General features: G+C 62.9%; 13 protein-coding genes. 6 read left to right on the top strand and 7 right to left on the bottom strand.

What is annotated here, in order from left to right:
• The first annotated feature begins 6 nt into the window (after positions 1-6).
• Together IAE39_RS15525 and IAE39_RS15520 are read left to right on the top strand one after the other, a co-directional pair.
• On the top strand, positions 7-1,749 hold the full coding sequence (locus IAE39_RS15525) for an autotransporter assembly complex protein TamA (RefSeq protein ID WP_201203877.1): 1,743 nt from the start codon (positions 7-9) through the stop codon (positions 1,747-1,749).
• Positions 1,746-5,420, top strand: a complete 3,675-nt coding sequence (locus IAE39_RS15520; protein ID WP_201203875.1) for a translocation/assembly module TamB domain-containing protein — start codon at positions 1,746-1,748, stop codon at positions 5,418-5,420. Before IAE39_RS15525 ends, IAE39_RS15520 begins: the two co-directional genes overlap by 4 nt.
• A gap of 19 nt (positions 5,421-5,439) precedes the next feature.
• Here IAE39_RS15520 and IAE39_RS15515 read toward each other — a convergent pair whose 3' ends face one another.
• From IAE39_RS15515 to IAE39_RS15500, 4 genes are all read right to left on the bottom strand, one after another.
• Complete coding sequence (locus IAE39_RS15515; RefSeq protein WP_201203873.1) at positions 5,440-5,994, bottom strand: DUF2589 domain-containing protein; 555 nt, start codon at positions 5,992-5,994, stop codon at positions 5,440-5,442.
• 79 nt (positions 5,995-6,073) lie between these two features.
• Positions 6,074-6,721, bottom strand: a complete 648-nt coding sequence (locus IAE39_RS15510) for a DUF2589 domain-containing protein (RefSeq protein WP_201203871.1) — start codon at positions 6,719-6,721, stop codon at positions 6,074-6,076.
• 58 nt (positions 6,722-6,779) lie between these two features.
• Positions 6,780-7,160: a Mor transcription activator family protein gene (locus tag IAE39_RS15505; protein ID WP_201203870.1), complete on the bottom strand. Its 381-nt coding sequence runs from the start codon at positions 7,158-7,160 to the stop codon at positions 6,780-6,782.
• 251 nt (positions 7,161-7,411) lie between these two features.
• Positions 7,412-7,870, bottom strand: a complete 459-nt coding sequence (locus IAE39_RS15500) for a hypothetical protein (protein WP_201203868.1) — start codon at positions 7,868-7,870, stop codon at positions 7,412-7,414.
• 151 nt (positions 7,871-8,021) lie between these two features.
• On the opposite strand from IAE39_RS15500, the gene IAE39_RS15495 reads away from it, so the two are divergent.
• A complete protein-coding gene (locus tag IAE39_RS15495) occupies positions 8,022-8,210 on the top strand; it encodes a hypothetical protein (RefSeq protein WP_003248064.1) in 189 nt (62 codons plus the stop codon).
• 36 nt (positions 8,211-8,246) lie between these two features.
• On the opposite strand, the gene IAE39_RS15490 is transcribed toward IAE39_RS15495, so the two are convergent.
• Entirely contained in the window at positions 8,247-8,621 is a 375-nt protein-coding gene (locus tag IAE39_RS15490) for a fe2+ zn2+ uptake regulation protein (protein ID WP_201203866.1), read from the bottom strand.
• 196 nt (positions 8,622-8,817) lie between these two features.
• Between IAE39_RS15490 and pvdQ the strand changes: the two genes are divergently transcribed.
• On the top strand, positions 8,818-11,127 hold the full coding sequence (gene pvdQ / locus IAE39_RS15485) for a bifunctional acylase PvdQ (RefSeq protein ID WP_201203864.1): 2,310 nt from the start codon (positions 8,818-8,820) through the stop codon (positions 11,125-11,127).
• Positions 11,128-11,248: 121 nt separating this feature from the next.
• Here the strand turns inward: pvdQ and IAE39_RS15480 are convergent, their stop codons facing one another.
• Positions 11,249-11,971, bottom strand: a complete 723-nt coding sequence (locus IAE39_RS15480; RefSeq protein WP_201203863.1) for a UDP-2,3-diacylglucosamine diphosphatase — start codon at positions 11,969-11,971, stop codon at positions 11,249-11,251.
• On the bottom strand, positions 11,968-12,468 hold the full coding sequence (locus tag IAE39_RS15475; protein WP_201203862.1) for a peptidylprolyl isomerase: 501 nt from the start codon (positions 12,466-12,468) through the stop codon (positions 11,968-11,970). The genes IAE39_RS15480 and IAE39_RS15475 overlap by 4 nt, the downstream gene beginning before the upstream one ends.
• Before the next feature lie 248 nt (positions 12,469-12,716).
• Between IAE39_RS15475 and IAE39_RS15470 the strand changes: the two genes are divergently transcribed.
• Together IAE39_RS15470 and cysS are read left to right on the top strand one after the other, a co-directional pair.
• Positions 12,717-14,420 (top strand): glutamine--tRNA ligase/YqeY domain fusion protein, encoded by a 1,704-nt coding sequence (locus tag IAE39_RS15470; RefSeq protein ID WP_201203861.1) that lies wholly within the window; start codon positions 12,717-12,719, stop codon positions 14,418-14,420.
• Between the two features lie 9 nt (positions 14,421-14,429).
• Positions 14,430-15,812: a cysteine--tRNA ligase gene (gene cysS, locus IAE39_RS15465; RefSeq protein ID WP_201203860.1), complete on the top strand. Its 1,383-nt coding sequence runs from the start codon at positions 14,430-14,432 to the stop codon at positions 15,810-15,812.
• The last annotated feature ends 96 nt before the right edge of the window (positions 15,813-15,908 follow it).

The following is a 15,908-nucleotide window of genomic DNA, read 5'->3' as shown; positions in this document are numbered from 1 at the left end:
TGCCGCATGACGTATTCAGGAAGATTGACCTGGGGCCTGGTTTTCTGGGTCGCCAGTTTTGCAGCATGGGGCCAGAGCGAGTTGCTGGTGAAGGTAAAACCGGCCAACAAGGCGCTCAAGGCCAATGTCGAAGGCTATATAGGCACTCTGGGGGACCGCGATGAAGAAGCGCTGCTGCGCTTTAGTCGCGGGGCAGAGGAGCAGGCGCGCAAAGCCGCGCAGGCACTTGGCTACTATCAGGCGCAGATCGATACCGAGGTCAAGGCCGCCAAGGACGCTGACCATTCCCCCCAACTGATCATCAGCATCAACCCGGGCGAGCCCATTCGCCTGCGCAATGTGACCGTGCGCATCGAAGGCCCGGCCAGCGAAATGAAGGCCTTTCGCGTACCCGACAGCAAGGCGCTGCGCGCCGGCGAGCAACTCAACCACGGCCTGTACGAAGATGCCAAGCGGCTGATCCAGAACCAGGCATCGCGCTACGGCTTCTTCAGTGGCCGCTTCAGCAGCCAGCGCCTGGCGGTCGACCCTCAGGCGGGCGTGGCCGATATCGAACTGGTCTACCAGAGCGGCCCACGCTATCGCCTGGGCGCTGTCACCTTCGGCGGCGACACGCCGCTGGATGACGACCTGCTGCAGCGCATGGTGTCGTTCAAACCCGGTACCCCCTACGACTCGGAACTGATCGCTGAACTGAACAACGACCTGCAGTCGAGCGGCTATTTCGAAGGTGTGCGCGTCGATGCAGCCCCCACTGCCGCTGTCGGTGAAGAAGTGCCGGTGGATGTCCACCTGGAAACCCGCAAACCCCGTACCATGGGCTTGGGCCTGGGCTTCTCGACCGACGTCGGGCCGCGCGGCAAGGCCAACTGGACCCGTCACTGGGTCAACCCGCAGGGCCACAGCTATGGCTGGGAAACCGAACTGTCGGCGCCGCGGCAAAACGTCGGCCTGTGGTATGACATCCCCCTCGACCCGCCGCTGACCGACAAGCTGCGCTTTGCCGGTGGCTACCAGAATGAGGAGCTTGCCGGTACCGACACCCTCAGCAAATTGCTGACGGTTGGCCCCGAGTGGCACAGCAAGCTGCCCAGCGGCTGGCAGCGAGTCATTTCGCTCAAGTACCAGCGCGAAGAATATCGGTTGGGTGATGACTCCGGGTTAAGCAACCTGCTGATGCCCGGCATCAGTTACTCGTTCCTGCGCAGTGACAACCGCATCGACCCGCATAACGGCTACCGCCTGCAGTTCGACGCACAGGTGGCCAAGGAAGGGCTGGTCTCCGATACCAACCTGTTGCACGGCAACGTATTGCTCAAGGGCCTGACCACGCTCGGCCACAACCACCGCTTGCTTGGCCGCGTGCAGTTTGGCGGCAGCGCGACCAATGGCTTCAAGAACAACATTCCGCCGTCTCTGCGTTTCTTCGCCGGTGGCGACCAGAGTGTGCGCGGTTACGACTACCAGACCCTGTCGCCGAAAAACAGCGACGGCGACCGCATTGGCGGGCGCTACCTGGTGGCCGGCAGTGTCGAGTACCAGTATTCGCTGACCGAAAAGTGGCGGGTTGCAACCTTCGTTGACCAAGGCAACTCGTTCAACGACCTGGAACTGCCCACCCTCAAGACCGGCGTCGGTTTTGGTGTGCGCTGGGTGTCGCCGGTGGGGCCGCTGCGCCTCGACCTGGCCAAGGCACTGGATGACGACGGGGGCATTCGCCTGCACTTTTCCATGGGGCCTGAGCTGTGAAACGCGTGATCAAATACATTCTGCTGGGCCTGCTTGGGGTTGTCGCGAGCCTGGGCCTGGTGCTCGGCCTGCTGCTGGGCACAGAGGCCGGCAGCCGCTGGGCACTGGGCAAGGTGCCCGGGCTTGAAGTAACTGACTTTCAGGGGCGCCTGGCGGGCAGTTGGCAAGCCAGCCGGCTGAGCTGGGCCGATGCTGGCAGCAAGGTCGAGGTACAGGCGCCCCTGTTGGCCTGGTCACCCGCCTGCCTGCTGCGCGCCACCTTGTGCATCGACCGCTTGCAGGCACAACGCATCGACATGGCGTTTGCCCCGAGTGCCGAGCCGGCCGACAGTAGCCCGCTGCAATTACCGAGTCTGCGCCTGCCACTGGCCATCGAACTGGGTGAGGTCAAGGTTGGCCAACTGCGCCTGGATGGCAGCGACCTGCTGGGCGACGTGCAGCTGGCGGCGCACTGGACCAACAGCGGCATGCGCATCGACAGCCTGCACCTGCAGCGCGACGACCTGCAACTGAACCTTCAGGGCGATATCCGGCCTGAAGGTGACTGGCCGGTACAGCTTCAGGCTCAGTTGCAGCTGCCCGCGGTAGAGGGCAAAGCCTGGCAGCTGGCGTTGAATGCCGAAGGCGAACTGCAAAAGACCCTGAAGCTTGCCGGTACCAGCAGCGGTTACCTCGACGCCACGCTGAGCGGGCAATTGCAGGCGTTGGCCGAGCACCTGCCAGCGACCTTGCAGATCCGCTCGGAAGCATTCAAGCCGGCCGGTTCCCTGCCTGATACGTTGCAACTGAACCAGCTCAAGCTCGACGCCAAAGGCGACCTGCTCAAGGGCTACCAGTTGTCGGGCACGGCCAGCCTGCCGGCTGAACAATCGCCGATCGCCTTGGCGTTGTCAGGCCTGGTCGACAGCAAGGGCGCAAAGCTCGATGCCCTGGACCTCGCTGCCAGCGACACCCAGCGCGTCAAGCTGCAAGCCACGGCTGACTGGCAGCAAGGCCTGACGGCTGATGCGCAACTGGACTGGCAAGACTTTCCGTGGCTGCGCCTGTACCCCCTGGAAACGCCGCCGGAGGTCACCCTCAAACGCTTCAATACCCAGGTGCATTATCGCGATGGCAATTATACGGGCACCTTCAACGGCGACCTGGACGGCCCGGCCGGGGCGTTCAGCCTTGCCAGCCCGTTCGAGGGCGACTTGAGCCAGGTGAAACTGCCGCAACTGGCGCTGACGGCAGGCCAGGGCAAGGCTGCCGGTAGCGTTGCCGTACGTTTTGCCGACAACCTGGCCTGGGATGTCGACTTGCAGCTCTCTGCACTCGACCCGGCCTACTGGCTGGCCGAATTGCCCGGTTCGCTGGCAGGGCCGCTGCGCAGCAAAGGCGAAATGAAGGGGGATGTGCTCTCTCTTGAAGCCCAGCTTGACCTCAAGGGGCGCCTGCGCGGCCAGCCGGCCGTATTCAAGGCCGAGGCCCAAGGGGCAGGGCAGAGCTGGACCCTGGGCGCACTGGCGATCCAGTTGGGTGACAACCGCATCAACGGCAGTGGCAGCCTGCAGCAACGCCTGGCCGGGCGGATCGACCTCGACCTGCCGCGCCTGGGGCAGCTGTGGCCACGGCTGCAAGGCCAGGTCAAAGGCCGGCTGGATGTTGCCGGTACCTTACAGGCGCCACAAGGCACGCTCACCTTGCAGGGCCAGCGCTTGGCGCAGGCGGAAAACCGCTTGCAGCAGCTGGACCTGGATGCCCGCCTGGACAACGCCCAACGCGGCGTGATCGACCTCAAGGCTACCGGTATCCACTTGGGTGACACGGCACTGGGCACGTTGCAGGCCAATGGCAAAGGTGACATTCGCCAGCAGGCCCTGAGCCTGGCGCTGGACGGCCCGCAACTCAAGCTCGACCTCGGCCTGGATGGCCAGTTGAGCAAGGGCGACTGGCGCGGGCGCCTGGCCAGTGGGCGTATCCAGGCCGGCGGCCAGGACTGGCAGTTGCAGGCGCCGGCGCGGCTGCAGCGGCTGGCCAGCGGGCAACTCGACTTTGGCGCCCACTGCTGGCGCTCGGGGCAGGCCAGCCTGTGTGGTGATGACCAGCGCCTGGCGCCCGAGCCGCGCCTGCGCTACCACCTCAAGCAGTTCCCGCTGGAAAGCCTGGCGCAATGGTTGCCGAAGGACTTTGCCTGGCAAGGTCTGCTCAATGCCGACATCAACCTGGACATCCCGGCCAGTGGCCCCAAAGGTACGGTGGTGGTCGATGCCAGTGGCGGCACCCTGCGTGTGCGCGACAAGGGTCGCTGGATCGACTTCCCGTATCAGGCTTTGCGCCTGGACAGTACGCTGGCTCCTCGGCGTATCGATGCGCGCCTGGCGTTTCGGGGTGAGCGCCTGGGCGAGTTGAACGTCAATACCCGGCTCGATCCACTGGGCAAGAACAAACCGCTGTCGGGTGATTTCCGCCTGGCCGGGCTGGACCTGTCGGTGGCCAGGCCGTTTGTGCCGATGGTCGAGCGCCTGGGCGGGCAGCTCAATGGCAGTGGCCAGCTGTCGGGCACGTTGCTGGCGCCGCAGGTCAACGGCAACCTCATGCTCAGCGGTGGCGAAGTCAGCGGCGCCGAATTGCCTGCCAGCCTGCAGGACTTGTCATTGCAGGCGCAGATCGCCGGCGAGCAAGTGCAACTCAATGGCAACTGGCGCAGTGGCGAGGCAGGGCGTGGCCAGTTGAGCGGCAACCTGACCTGGGGCCAGGCGCTGGGCATGGACGTGCGCGTGCAGGGCCAGCAACTGCCGGTCACGGTCGAACCCTACGCCACGCTGGAGGTAGCCCCGGACCTGACCTTGCGCCTGATTGACGACAAGCTGGCGATCACCGGCAAGGTACAGGTGCCCAAGGGCAAGATCACTGTGCGTGAGCTGCCGCCGTCCACTGTCAAGGTGTCGGATGATACGGTAATCGTCGGTCACCAGACCGAAGAGGGCAAGCCACCCATGGCGATGGCCATGGATATCGATGTCGAAGTGGGCCGCGACAAGCTGTCGTTCAGTGGCTTTGGCCTTACCGCCAACCTGCTTGGCCATGTGCACATTGGCGATAACCTCGACACCCGCGGTGAACTGAGCCTGGCCGATGGGCGTTACCGTGCCTATGGCCAGCGCCTGACCATTCGCCGGGCGCGCCTGCTGTTTGCCGGGCCGATCGACCAGCCGTACCTGGACATCGAAGCGATTCGCCAGGTTGACGATGTGATTGCCGGTATTCGCCTGAGCGGCAGTGCCGAACAGCCAACCACCAAAGTATTCTCGGAGCCGGCAATGAGCCAGGAGCAGGCATTGTCGTACCTGGTATTGGGGCGGCCATTGGGCACTTCTGGCGAAGACAACAACATGCTTGCCGAAGCGGCATTGGGCCTGGGCCTGGCCGGTAGTGCCGGCATTACCGGCAGCCTGGCGTCGAGCCTGGGCATCGACGACTTCCAGCTGGATACCGAAGGCTCGGGCAATACCACCAGTGTGGTCGCCAGTGGCAACCTCACCGAGAAGTTGAGCCTGCGTTACGGGGTAGGGGTGTTCGAACCGGCGAACACCATCGCGTTGCGCTACAAGCTGAGCAAGAAGGTCTACCTGGAGGCGGCCAGCGGGCTGGCCAGCTCACTGGATATCTTCTACAAACGCGATTTCTAGATTGTCAGCGGGGCGGCAGTCAACGGACGGTGGCCGCCTCGATGAACTCATTGGTATCGGGCGAGGGTGACGTGGCGGGGGTACGTACGGGGACGATCAGGCTGGTGTACTCCTCGATCAGCCGGTTCAGTGCTTCGGGTGGTTCACTGGCCTGGAACTGCATGCGGATCTGGACTTCATCAGGGTCACGGCTGTCACCTTGGCGGCCCTGGCCTCCGATGGTGACCTTGAAGCTGGCGGCCTTGTTCTCGCTGGCAGTCAGCAGCGCCTGCTGCGCTTCGGTGCCTTTGACCCGCACCGACAGGTCGACCTGCATGCGCTCCAGGGCCAGGCCCTTGGGCGACACCAAGGCGAACAGGGGCACACGCATGATGTGCTGGCCATCCATTGCCACCTCGACCATCTTGGCTTTCATGGGCGCGCCCAACGCTTCGGTGTCACACTCGAAGAACTGGTCGAACAGGTTGATGTACTGCTGCGCGATCAGGCTGTTGGTGGCACTCGCGGCCTCTTGCAGGCCGCGGGTGATCTCACGCAGGTCGATGGAAGTCATGGGCGCGGGGGACTTGTCCATTGATTAGATTCCTCAGTCCGGCGGGGCCCCTCAGGCTGCTGGCCTGAAGGGCTGTTTCGGGGGGGGGGGGCGAATCAGCTCAAGACCTTGTAGGCGGCGCGTCGGCTGCCGGATCTTTCAAGGTGTCTTTCTGCGAAATCTCGTCCGGGCTCTCGAGTGTGGCGGAGCTGACGACGGTTGGTTTTGTCGCCGCGTCGGTCAGGAATTCAATCACGCGCATGATCGCCTCAGGTGGTTCCTGGCGGCGCAAGGTCGTGTTGAAAGCGTAACGTGCGCGGGTATCGGTCTTGCGGGTTTGCGTGGACTTGTGGCTGACGCTGCCTTTCACGTTCAGCCTGAAGGGGCCCCAGCCCAGTGAACCGGTGGCTTCTGCGCTCATGTCCTTGCTGGAGACATCTTCCGACATCTGGTTGATAACCAGCTCGAACTCGACATTGCCCTCTTCGATGGAGATGTTCGGGTGGGTGATAGCCGCCAGCAGCGGCACTTTCATGGTCTTGCTGACCACGCCCTTGTACTCGCCCTGTTCGTCGACGATGGTCTCGTCGTAGTCGAACTGGATGGCGACTGCCTTGCCGTCCTGCACGCACACCTGCATCAGGAAGTCGGCATACGATTTACTGGCGGTAACCTGCGCCTGGACCATGGCCTGCAACGGGCCGGCGATCATGCGGTCCATTGGCAGGGCATTGATGACGGAGCCAATAAGGCTGTTGTCTATCGACATATCGGAATGTTCTCTCTAGTGGGTAAGGGGCCGCCATGGCGGCCAGGGTGCCTGGTTGTCAGCGAGCGCAAGGCTCCTGGCGCCGGATGTTGCCGATCTGGCGCAGGCTCAGGCCGTACTTGTTGGCCAGCAGGCTGCGGGACAGGCCATTGGCGCTTTCTTTCTGGATCTGCTGGTTGCGCAATTGGCGCAGGAAGTGGTCAGCCTTGGGGATCTCCAGGGCGACGCCGGCAAAGCGCTTGATCAGTGCATCGAGTGCTTCGGCCGGTAGCACGTCGGCGAGCTTGGTACGCTCGCGGTGTTTGGGGATGTACTTGGGCCTGCCGCCGAAAGCGCAGGTCAACTGGTAGGCGTTGTCGATGCCGATGCAGTCGATCAGTGCCTGCAGCGAGTGGGGCAGTTGGCTGATATCGATCTGGCTCAAATCTGGCAGTTGCATATGGCGCTCCTTCGGGATGGGTGCGATGTGCGACCCGATCACCCGCGGCGTTATGTCGAAGGTGTGAGCAAATTCTGTGCGACAGCCAAGGTCCGTCGCTAGGCGGCATATGGGTTGGGCGTTGTAGCTTCGGCGAACAGGTTTTGCAGGCAACGATATCCACGCGTGTAGGAAACGGCGTCGACTGCTGGCTGCGCCCGGCGATTTCTCATCTGCTCACTCCCTTGTTTGTGTTCAGGGTTCAGAAACCCTTAGTCGCACGGATAGCTGTTCAGCAGGCTGGCGCTATGCAGGTAGGCCTGAGGCGTGGCGTGCATGCCTTGAGGCAATGTTCGCCAGTCAACCAGCAGGCACAGGGTATGCAAGGGTTGCCCGTTACGCTGGCCGATGACCTGCCCGGCAAAGCTGCGCCGGTACAGGGCCTGGGTCTGGCGTAATGCGTCTACCTTGTCAGCCTGGGCCAGGGTTTGCTTGGCCAGGTCAGGTAACCGGGCCACAGGCACGGTGAAGCTCACAGAGGCTCCACTGGCTTGCAGGTAGCCAGCTTGGCGTACGCGTTGCCACAATTGTTGCCACTGGCTGCTGCCAGCATGGGCCGCCAGTTCGCCGCCCAGTTCGAGCAAGTGCTCGGCAGGGGTCTGCTGGGTATCCAGTGCATGGGCGGTGAAGGGGGAAAGGATCAGCGATGCGAATAGCAGGGGTTTGTGCATGGTGCCTCCGGCATGGGTGCTTGGAAGCCCCATGCTTTCAGGCTGATGCCGCCTTACCCAGCAGGAAATGCAGCGCTGGCGCCAGTGGCCGTTGTATCATTGCCGCGGCTCGTTGCGAGCCATTTGCCCCTGATGTTGCAAGGAACTTTCGATGACACACGTGCAGCGCCTCAAATATTCACTTCTGATCATCCTGGTCGTACTGGGCCTGATGCTGGGCCTGTCCCACCTGCAGAAGCAGGGCACGATCAGTGAACAGACTTTCCAGATGCTGGCCATTGCCATCGCAGTGGTGGTCGTGGTGATCAACGGCATTCTGCGGCGCAAGGTCAAGCCCTGACCTGTGCGGGCCGGCCAGGCATGGCCGGCCATGCGCTCAGCGCGAAGGTGCCTGGTCCAGTATCGCGCGCGCCTGCGGGTCGAGGCTGTAGCACTTGTCGCTACCCAGCTGGATAACGCCTTCGGTGCACAGGCGTTTGAGTACTTCGCGCACGCTGAGGAACGACAGCGGAATGTCCAGCTGTTCCAGCTGTGCATGCACGCCGCGCACGCCAATGCTCCGGCCATTGCGGTCGGCGGCGTGCAAGGCGTCGATCACCTTCAGCCGGATCAGGCTGGTGCGCAGGCCGAAGGTGCGTAGCAGTTCGCGGATCTGCTCGTTGCCGATGCGTTCGTCAGCAAAAACGTCCTGTCCCTTGGGCGCTTTGCCTGGGGCACGCCCAGCCTGGGTTGAGGGTTGCGGGTTGTACATGTGAATGCTCCTTTTCGTGGACGAACCCGAAATGTGGGTGCCTCACTTACTAGGACGAATGAGAACGCAAAAACTGCAACCCATTCGTAAAAAATATGCCTGTTTCTCTTCAAGACGTTCCATCGCCTTGTAAACCGTAAAATTTTCATCTGGCCATTCGTCTGATCGGGATAACCCCCGAAGCCGAGGAGTGCCCGTGTTTCCACTTTCCCGTCCCCTGTCTTGCGCCGGCCTGGCCGCCGCCCTGGTGGCCTTCAGCGTCGGCGTACAGGCACAGCCCGTCGGCGTCGATGCCAGCGCACAGATTCGCCGCACCAGTTACGGGGTGCCACATATCGTCGCCAAGGATGAGCGCGGCCTGGGCTATGGCATCGGCTACGCCTACGCGCAAGACAACCTGTGCCTGCTGGCCAATGAAGTGCTGACCGTGAGTGGTGAGCGCTCACGCTACTTCGGTGCCAAGGGCAAGACCCTGGAGCAGCGCGATAACCTGGCCAGCGACCTGTTCTTCACCTGGCTCAACAGCCCGGCGGCGGTCGATGCGTTCCTGCAGGCGCAGCCGGCGCCGGTGCAGGCGCTGCTGGCCGGTTACGCCAGCGGCTACAACCGGGCGTTGGCCGAGCGTCGCAGCCAGGGGTTACCCGCTGAGTGCGGCAATGGCGAGTGGGTGCGCCCCATCAGCAGCCAGGACCTGGTCAAGCTGACCCGCCGTTTGCTGGCTGAAGGCGGTGTTGGGCAGTTCGTCGAGGCACTGGCAGGCGCGCAACCGCCAGCGCTGACTGGCCAACGCTCGACAGCTGGCTTTGCCACTGCGCTGGCCCGGCAGGAGCGCTTTGCTTCTGAGCGTGGCAGCAATGCCGTGGCCGTGGGCGCGCAACGCTCGGCCAATGGCCATGGCCTGTTGCTGGCCAACCCGCACTTCCCGTGGATGGGCGGCATGCGCTTTTACCAGATGCAATTGACCATACCCGGCCAGCTCAATGTGATGGGCGCGGCGTTGCCGGGCCTGCCAATGGTCAATATCGGCTTCAACCAGCACCTGGCCTGGACCCACACCGTTGACACCTCGAACCACTTCACCCTCTACCGCCTGCAACTCGACCCCAAGGACCCGACGCACTACCTGCTCGATGGCAAGTCGCTGCCGCTGGCCCGGCAAACCGTCAGCGTCATGGTCAAGGCCGAGGATGGCAGCCTGAGCCAGGTGCAGCGCCAGGTCTACAGCTCGCAGTTCGGCCCGGTGGTGCAATGGCCGGGCCGCCTGGATTGGGACACGCGTGCAGCCTACAGCCTGCGTGACGCCAACCTGGACAACACCCGGGTGTTGCAGCAGTGGTACCAGATCAACCGGGCCGACAGCCTGGCGGCATTGAAGGGCTCGGTCGAACAGCTGCAAGGTATCCCTTGGGTCAACACCCTGGCCGTTGATCAGGCTGGCCGCGCCTTGTACCTGAACCAGTCGGTAGTGCCGTATGTGGACCAACAGCTGCTCGACAGTTGCAGCAACCCAAAGGCGCAAGGGCGGCTGGTGGTGCTGGATGGCTCGCGCAGCGCCTGCCAGTGGAAGGTCGACGCGCAGGCGGCGCAAGCGGGTATCTTCCCGGCACGGTTGCTGCCAAGCCTTGAACGCCAGGACTTCGTGCAGAACTCCAACGACCCGGCCTGGATGGCCAACCCGGCACAACCGCTGACCGGTTATTCGCCACTGGTTAGCCGCAATGACCAGCCGTTGGGCATGCGCGGCCGTTTTGCCCTGCAGCGCCTGCAGGGCTCGGCCCGGTTGGGTGTCGATGACCTGCAGCGCATGGTTACCGATGACGAGGTTTATCTGGCCAGCCTGGTGCTGCCGGACCTGCTGCAGTGGTGCAAGGGCGCTGGGGCCGATGTGCAGGACGTGTGTGTCAGCCTGGCCGCCTGGAATGGCAAGGCCGACCTCGACAGCGGGATTGGCCTGGTGCATTTCCAGAACCTGTTCAATGCCCTGGCCGAGCACCCGCAAAGCTGGCGGGTGGCGTTCGACCCGGCCGACCCGCAACACACCCCGCGCGGCTTGGCGATCGAGCAGGCGTCGGTGAGCAAGCTTGTACACGCGGCGGCGCTCGCCTCGCTCAAGCAGGTTGCCAGCAGCGGTATAGCAGGGGAGGTGAAGTGGGGGCAAGTGCAGCAGGCACTTGATGGCACACCGGTCCCGGGCGGCCCGCAGGCATTGGGCGTATACAACGCGATCTACAGCGTGCCACACGGGCAGGGTAAGCGGTTGGTGGTCAGTGGTACCAGCTACCTGCAACTGGTCAGCTTTACCGACAGAGGGCCAGAGGCCCGTGGGTTGCTGGCGTTCTCGCAGTCGAGCGAAGCGGCATCGGCGCATGCCAGTGACCAGACCAAGGCCTTTGCGGCCAAGCAGCTGGCGGTGATTCCGTTTACCGAGGCACAGATCAAGGCTGACCCGGAGTACCGGGAGGTGGTGGTCAGTGAAGGGGACAAGGGGGCCGTAGTTCAGCAGTAAGGCACTGCGGCCTCTTCGCGGGTAAACCCGCTCCCACAGGTACTCCACAGAGGCTGGTATTGTGGTGTTCCTGTGGGAGCGGGTTCACCCGCGAAGAGGCCGGTCCTGCAAGCGCAACCCTTCAGGAAAACTCGAACGGCGCCAGTTGAAACCCTTGCTCATCAACCTGCAAGGCCCAACCCCGGCGGTCCCAGTCACCCAGCACGATGCGCCGTGCCGGCTTCCCGTCAACCACCAGCTTGTGAATCGCCGGTCGATGGGTATGGCCGTGCACCAGTGTGCGCACGCCATGCGCCGCCATCACCTTCGGTACTTCCTCCGGCGTGACGTCGACAATTTCAGTGGACTTCATCCGCGTTTGCGTGCGGCTTTCGCTGCGCAGCTTGCGTGCCAGCTTGTAGCGGGCCGACAGCGGCAGGTTGCGCAAAATCCACAAGCTCAGCGGGTTGCGCAGCAGGCGGCGCATTTTCATGTAGCCCAGATCACGGGTACACAAGGTGTCGCCATGCATCAGCAGCACCTGTTCACCGCCCAGTTCGATCACGCAGGGGTCGTTCAACAACGTGCAACCGGCGGCGTCGCAAAAGGCCTGGCCTATCAGGAAGTCACGGTTGCCGTGCATCAGGTAGATGGCCGTGCCGCTGTCGCTCAGCCGGCGCAGGGCCTGGCAGATCGACTGCTGGAAGGGCGTCATGGCGTCGTCGCCAATCCACGCTTCGAAGAAGTCGCCAAGAATGTACAGCGCCTTGGCGTGGCGTGCCCGGCCATCGAGCAGATCAAGAAACGCCCGGGAAATATCCGGGCGTTCTTCTTGCAGGTGCAGATCAGAGATCAGCAGAATCACTCAATGATCTCGGCTTTCTCGATGATCACGTCGTCTTTCGGTACGTCCTGGTGGCCAGCCTTGGAACCGGTGGCAACCTTTTCGATGGCATCAACCACTTCACGGCCTTCGATCACTTCGCCGAATACCGCGTAACCCCAGCCTTGCACGTTCTTGCCGCTGTGGTTGAGGAAGTCGTTGTCGGAAGCGTTGATGAAGAACTGTGCCGAAGCAGAGTGCGGCTCCATGGTACGGGCCATGGCGATGCTGTACTTGGTGTTTTTCAGGCCGTTGTCAGCTTCGTTCTGGATGCTGGCGCGGGTTTTTTTCTGGGTCATGCCTGGCTCGAAGCCGCCGCCCTGGATCATGAAGCCCTTGATCACACGGTGGAATACGGTGTTGGTGAAGTGGCCGTCTTTGACGTATTGAACGAAGTTCTCAACAGTTTGCGGAGCTTTCTCGGCGTTCAGTTGCAGGACGATGTCGCCGTGGTTGGTGCTCAGTTTGACTTTGGACATGCTGAAATTCGCTCTTTCAAGGCATACGGAAATTAGGGTGCGCTGGGCGCGTGTTATCACCTGACGCAGGATCAGGCGATCGCGACACATGGCGCGCACCGGCCATTTTGCCAGGCTGCGGCAAAAAGCCGTGATAAATCACGCCAGTTTGTCCGGGCCCGACTGTCAGCAGCTTGACTGCTTCGGCTATGATAGGCCCTTTGATTCAATCGGCCTACCCAGGCTGGACACATGCATTCAAGGATCCTATGAGCAAGCCCACTGCCGACAACGCGCCCAACGCCGCTGCCAAAGGCGCCCCCGCTGTCCCTGCGAACTTCCTGCGGCCGATCATCCAGGCCGACCTGGACTCGGGCAAGCACAGCAGCATCGTCACCCGTTTCCCGCCGGAGCCCAATGGTTACCTGCACATCGGCCATGCCAAGTCGATTTGCGTCAACTTCGGCCTGGCCAAGGAGTTCGGTGGTGTCTGCCACCTGCGTTTCGACGACACCAACCCGGCCAAGGAAGACCAGGAGTACATCGATGCCATCCAGAGCGATGTCAAGTGGTTGGGCTTCGACTGGGCCGGCGAAGTGCGCTACGCCTCCGACTACTTCGACCAGTTGCACGACTGGGCGGTGGAGCTGATCAAACGCGGCAAGGCCTATGTCTGCGACCTTACCCCCGAGCAGGCCAAGGAGTACCGTGGCAACCTCAAGGAGCCGGGCAAGAACAGCCCGTTCCGCGAGCGCAGCGTGGAAGAAAACCTCGAGCTGTTCGCCCGCATGAAGGCCGGCGAGTTCCAGGACGGTGAGCGCGTGCTGCGTGCCAAGATCGACATGGCCTCGCCGAACATGAACCTGCGCGACCCGATCCTGTATCGCATTCGTCATGCCCACCACCACCAGACCGGTGACAAGTGGTGCATCTACCCCAACTACGACTTTACCCACGGCCAGTCGGATGCCATCGAGGGCATTACCCACTCGATCTGCACCCTGGAATTCGAAGGGCATCGTCCGCTTTACGACTGGTTCCTCGACAACCTGCCGGTGCCGGCCCACCCGCGTCAGTACGAGTTCAGCCGCCTGAACCTGAACTACACCATCACCTCCAAGCGCAAGCTCAAGCAGTTGGTCGACGAGAAGCATGTCGACGCCTGGGATGATCCGCGCATGTCGACCCTGTCCGGCTTCCGTCGTCGCGGTTACACCCCGGCTTCTATCCGCAACTTCTGCGAAATGATCGGCACCAACCGCTCCGACGGCGTGGTCGACATGTCGATGCTCGAGTTCAGCATCCGTGACGACCTCGACCGTACCGCACCGCGCGCCATGTGCGTGCTGCGCCCGCTGAAAGTGGTCATTACCAACTACCCGGAAGGCCAGGTCGAGCAGCTCGAACTGCCGCGCCACCCGAAGGAAGACATGGGCGTGCGCGTGCTGCCGTTCTCCCGCGAGCTGTACATCGACCGTGACGACTTCATGGAAGAGCCGCCGAAGGGCTACAAGCGCCTGGAACCGGCCGGTGAAGTGCGCCTGCGTGGCAGCTACGTGATCCGCGCCGACGAGGCCATCAAGGACGCCGACGGCAACATCGTCGAGCTGCGGTGCTCGTACGACCCGCAAACCCTCGGCAAGAACCCGGAAGGCCGCAAGGTCAAAGGCGTGATCCACTGGGTACCGGCCGAAGGCAGCGTCGAGTGTGAAGTGCGCCTGTACGACCGCCTGTTCCGCTCCGCCAACCCGGAAAAAACCGAAGACGGCGGCAGCTTCCTCGACAACATCAACCCGGATTCGCTGCAAGTGCTGACCGGTTGCCGCGCCGAGCCATCGCTGGCCCAGGCGCAGCCTGAAGACCGTTTCCAGTTCGAGCGCGAAGGCTACTTCTGCGCCGACCTGAAAGACAGCCAGCCGGGTCGCCCGGTGTTCAACCGCACTGTCACCTTGCGTGACTCCTGGGGCAGCTAAGGAACCGCCGTGCTTAACATTTACAACACGCTGAGCAAAACCAAGGAAACCTTCAAGCCGCTGGATGGCAACAAGGTGCGCATGTACGTGTGCGGCATGACCGTGTACGACTATTGCCACCTTGGCCATGGCCGCAGCATGGTGGCGTTCGACCTGGTCACCCGCTGGCTGCGTAAAAGCGGCTACGAGCTGACCTATGTGCGCAACATCACCGACATCGATGACAAGATCATCAACCGGGCCAACGAGAACGGCGAAACCTTCGACGCACTCACGGCCCGCATGATCGACGCGATGCACGAAGACGAGCGCCGCCTGAACATCCTGCCGCCGGACCAGGAACCGCGTGCCACCGACCATATCGCCGGCATGCACGCGATGATCCAGACCCTGATCGACAAGGGTTACGCCTACGCCCCGGGCAACGGTGACGTTTACTACCGCGTCGGCAAGTTCGTCGGCTACGGCAAGCTGTCGCGCAAGAAGATCGAAGACCTGCGCATCGGTGCCCGCATCGAGGTCGACGAGGCCAAGCAGGACCCGCTGGACTTCGTGTTGTGGAAAGGCGTCAAGCCAGGCGAGCCAAGCTGGGAGTCGCCATGGGGCCCGGGCCGTCCAGGCTGGCACATCGAGTGCTCGGTGATGTCCACCTGCTGCCTGGGTGACAGCTTCGACATCCACGGTGGCGGCAGCGACCTGGAGTTCCCGCACCACGAGAACGAGATTGCCCAGAGCGAGGCGGCTACCGGCAAGCAGTACGCCAATGCCTGGATGCACTGCGGCATGATCCGTATCAATGGCGAGAAGATGTCCAAGTCGTTGAACAACTTTTTCACCATCCGCGACGTGCTCGAAAAGTACCACCCGGAAGTGGTGCGCTACCTGCTGGTGGCCAGCCACTACCGCAGTGCGATCAACTACTCGGAAGACAGCCTGCGCGACGCCAAGGGCGCACTGGAGCGCTTCTACCACGCCCTGCGCGGCTTGCCACGGGTGGCGGCCAAGGGCGGCGAGGCGTTTGTCGAGCGTTTCAGCGTTGCGATGAACGACGACTTCGGTACCCCCGAAGCCTGCGCCGTACTGTTCGACCTGGTGCGCGAGATCAACCGCCTGCGCGACAGTGACGTAGAGGCGGCTGCCGGCCTGGCCGGGCGCCTGCGTGAGCTGGGTGATGTGCTGGGTGTGCTGCAGCTGGAAGCCGATGACTTCCTGCGTGCCGGCGCTGAAGGCAAGGTGGATGCGGCAGAAGTCGAAGGCTTGATCCAGGCGCGCCTGCAGGCGCGTGCGGACAAGAACTGGGCCGAGTCGGACCGCATTCGCGACCAGCTGACCGCCATGGGCGTAGTGCTGGAAGACAGCAAGGGTGCGACTACCTGGCGTCTGGCTGACTGATCGGCTTGATGAGGGCGGGTTGTAGGAGCGGGTTTACCCGCGAAGCAGGCGCCACGGTGGCTGGCACCGGCTTTGCCGGTGTTCGCGGGTAAACCC

It is taken from the genome of Pseudomonas sp. S37, from assembly GCF_016658545.1.
GTDB lineage: Bacteria > Pseudomonadota > Gammaproteobacteria > Pseudomonadales > Pseudomonadaceae > Aquipseudomonas.
This window is presented reverse-complemented; position numbering and strand designations above follow the sequence as displayed.

Excerpts from the sequence above, each read along its gene's own strand:
- IAE39_RS15525 (WP_201203877.1), top strand. The coding sequence starts at position 7 with ATGACGTATTCAGGAAGATTGACCTGGGGCCTGGTTTTCTGGGTCGCC.
- IAE39_RS15515 (WP_201203873.1), bottom strand. The coding sequence starts at position 5,994 with ATGGACAAGTCCCCCGCGCCCATGACTTCCATCGACCTGCGTGAGATC.
- IAE39_RS15510 (WP_201203871.1), bottom strand. The coding sequence starts at position 6,721 with ATGTCGATAGACAACAGCCTTATTGGCTCCGTCATCAATGCCCTGCCA.
- IAE39_RS15505 (WP_201203870.1), bottom strand. The coding sequence starts at position 7,160 with ATGCAACTGCCAGATTTGAGCCAGATCGATATCAGCCAACTGCCCCAC.
- IAE39_RS15500 (WP_201203868.1), bottom strand. The coding sequence starts at position 7,870 with ATGCACAAACCCCTGCTATTCGCATCGCTGATCCTTTCCCCCTTCACC.
- IAE39_RS15495 (WP_003248064.1), top strand. The coding sequence starts at position 8,022 with ATGACACACGTGCAGCGCCTCAAATATTCACTTCTGATCATCCTGGTC.
- IAE39_RS15490 (WP_201203866.1), bottom strand. The coding sequence starts at position 8,621 with ATGTACAACCCGCAACCCTCAACCCAGGCTGGGCGTGCCCCAGGCAAA.
- IAE39_RS15475 (WP_201203862.1), bottom strand. The coding sequence starts at position 12,468 with ATGTCCAAAGTCAAACTGAGCACCAACCACGGCGACATCGTCCTGCAA.
- IAE39_RS15470 (WP_201203861.1), top strand. The coding sequence starts at position 12,717 with ATGAGCAAGCCCACTGCCGACAACGCGCCCAACGCCGCTGCCAAAGGC.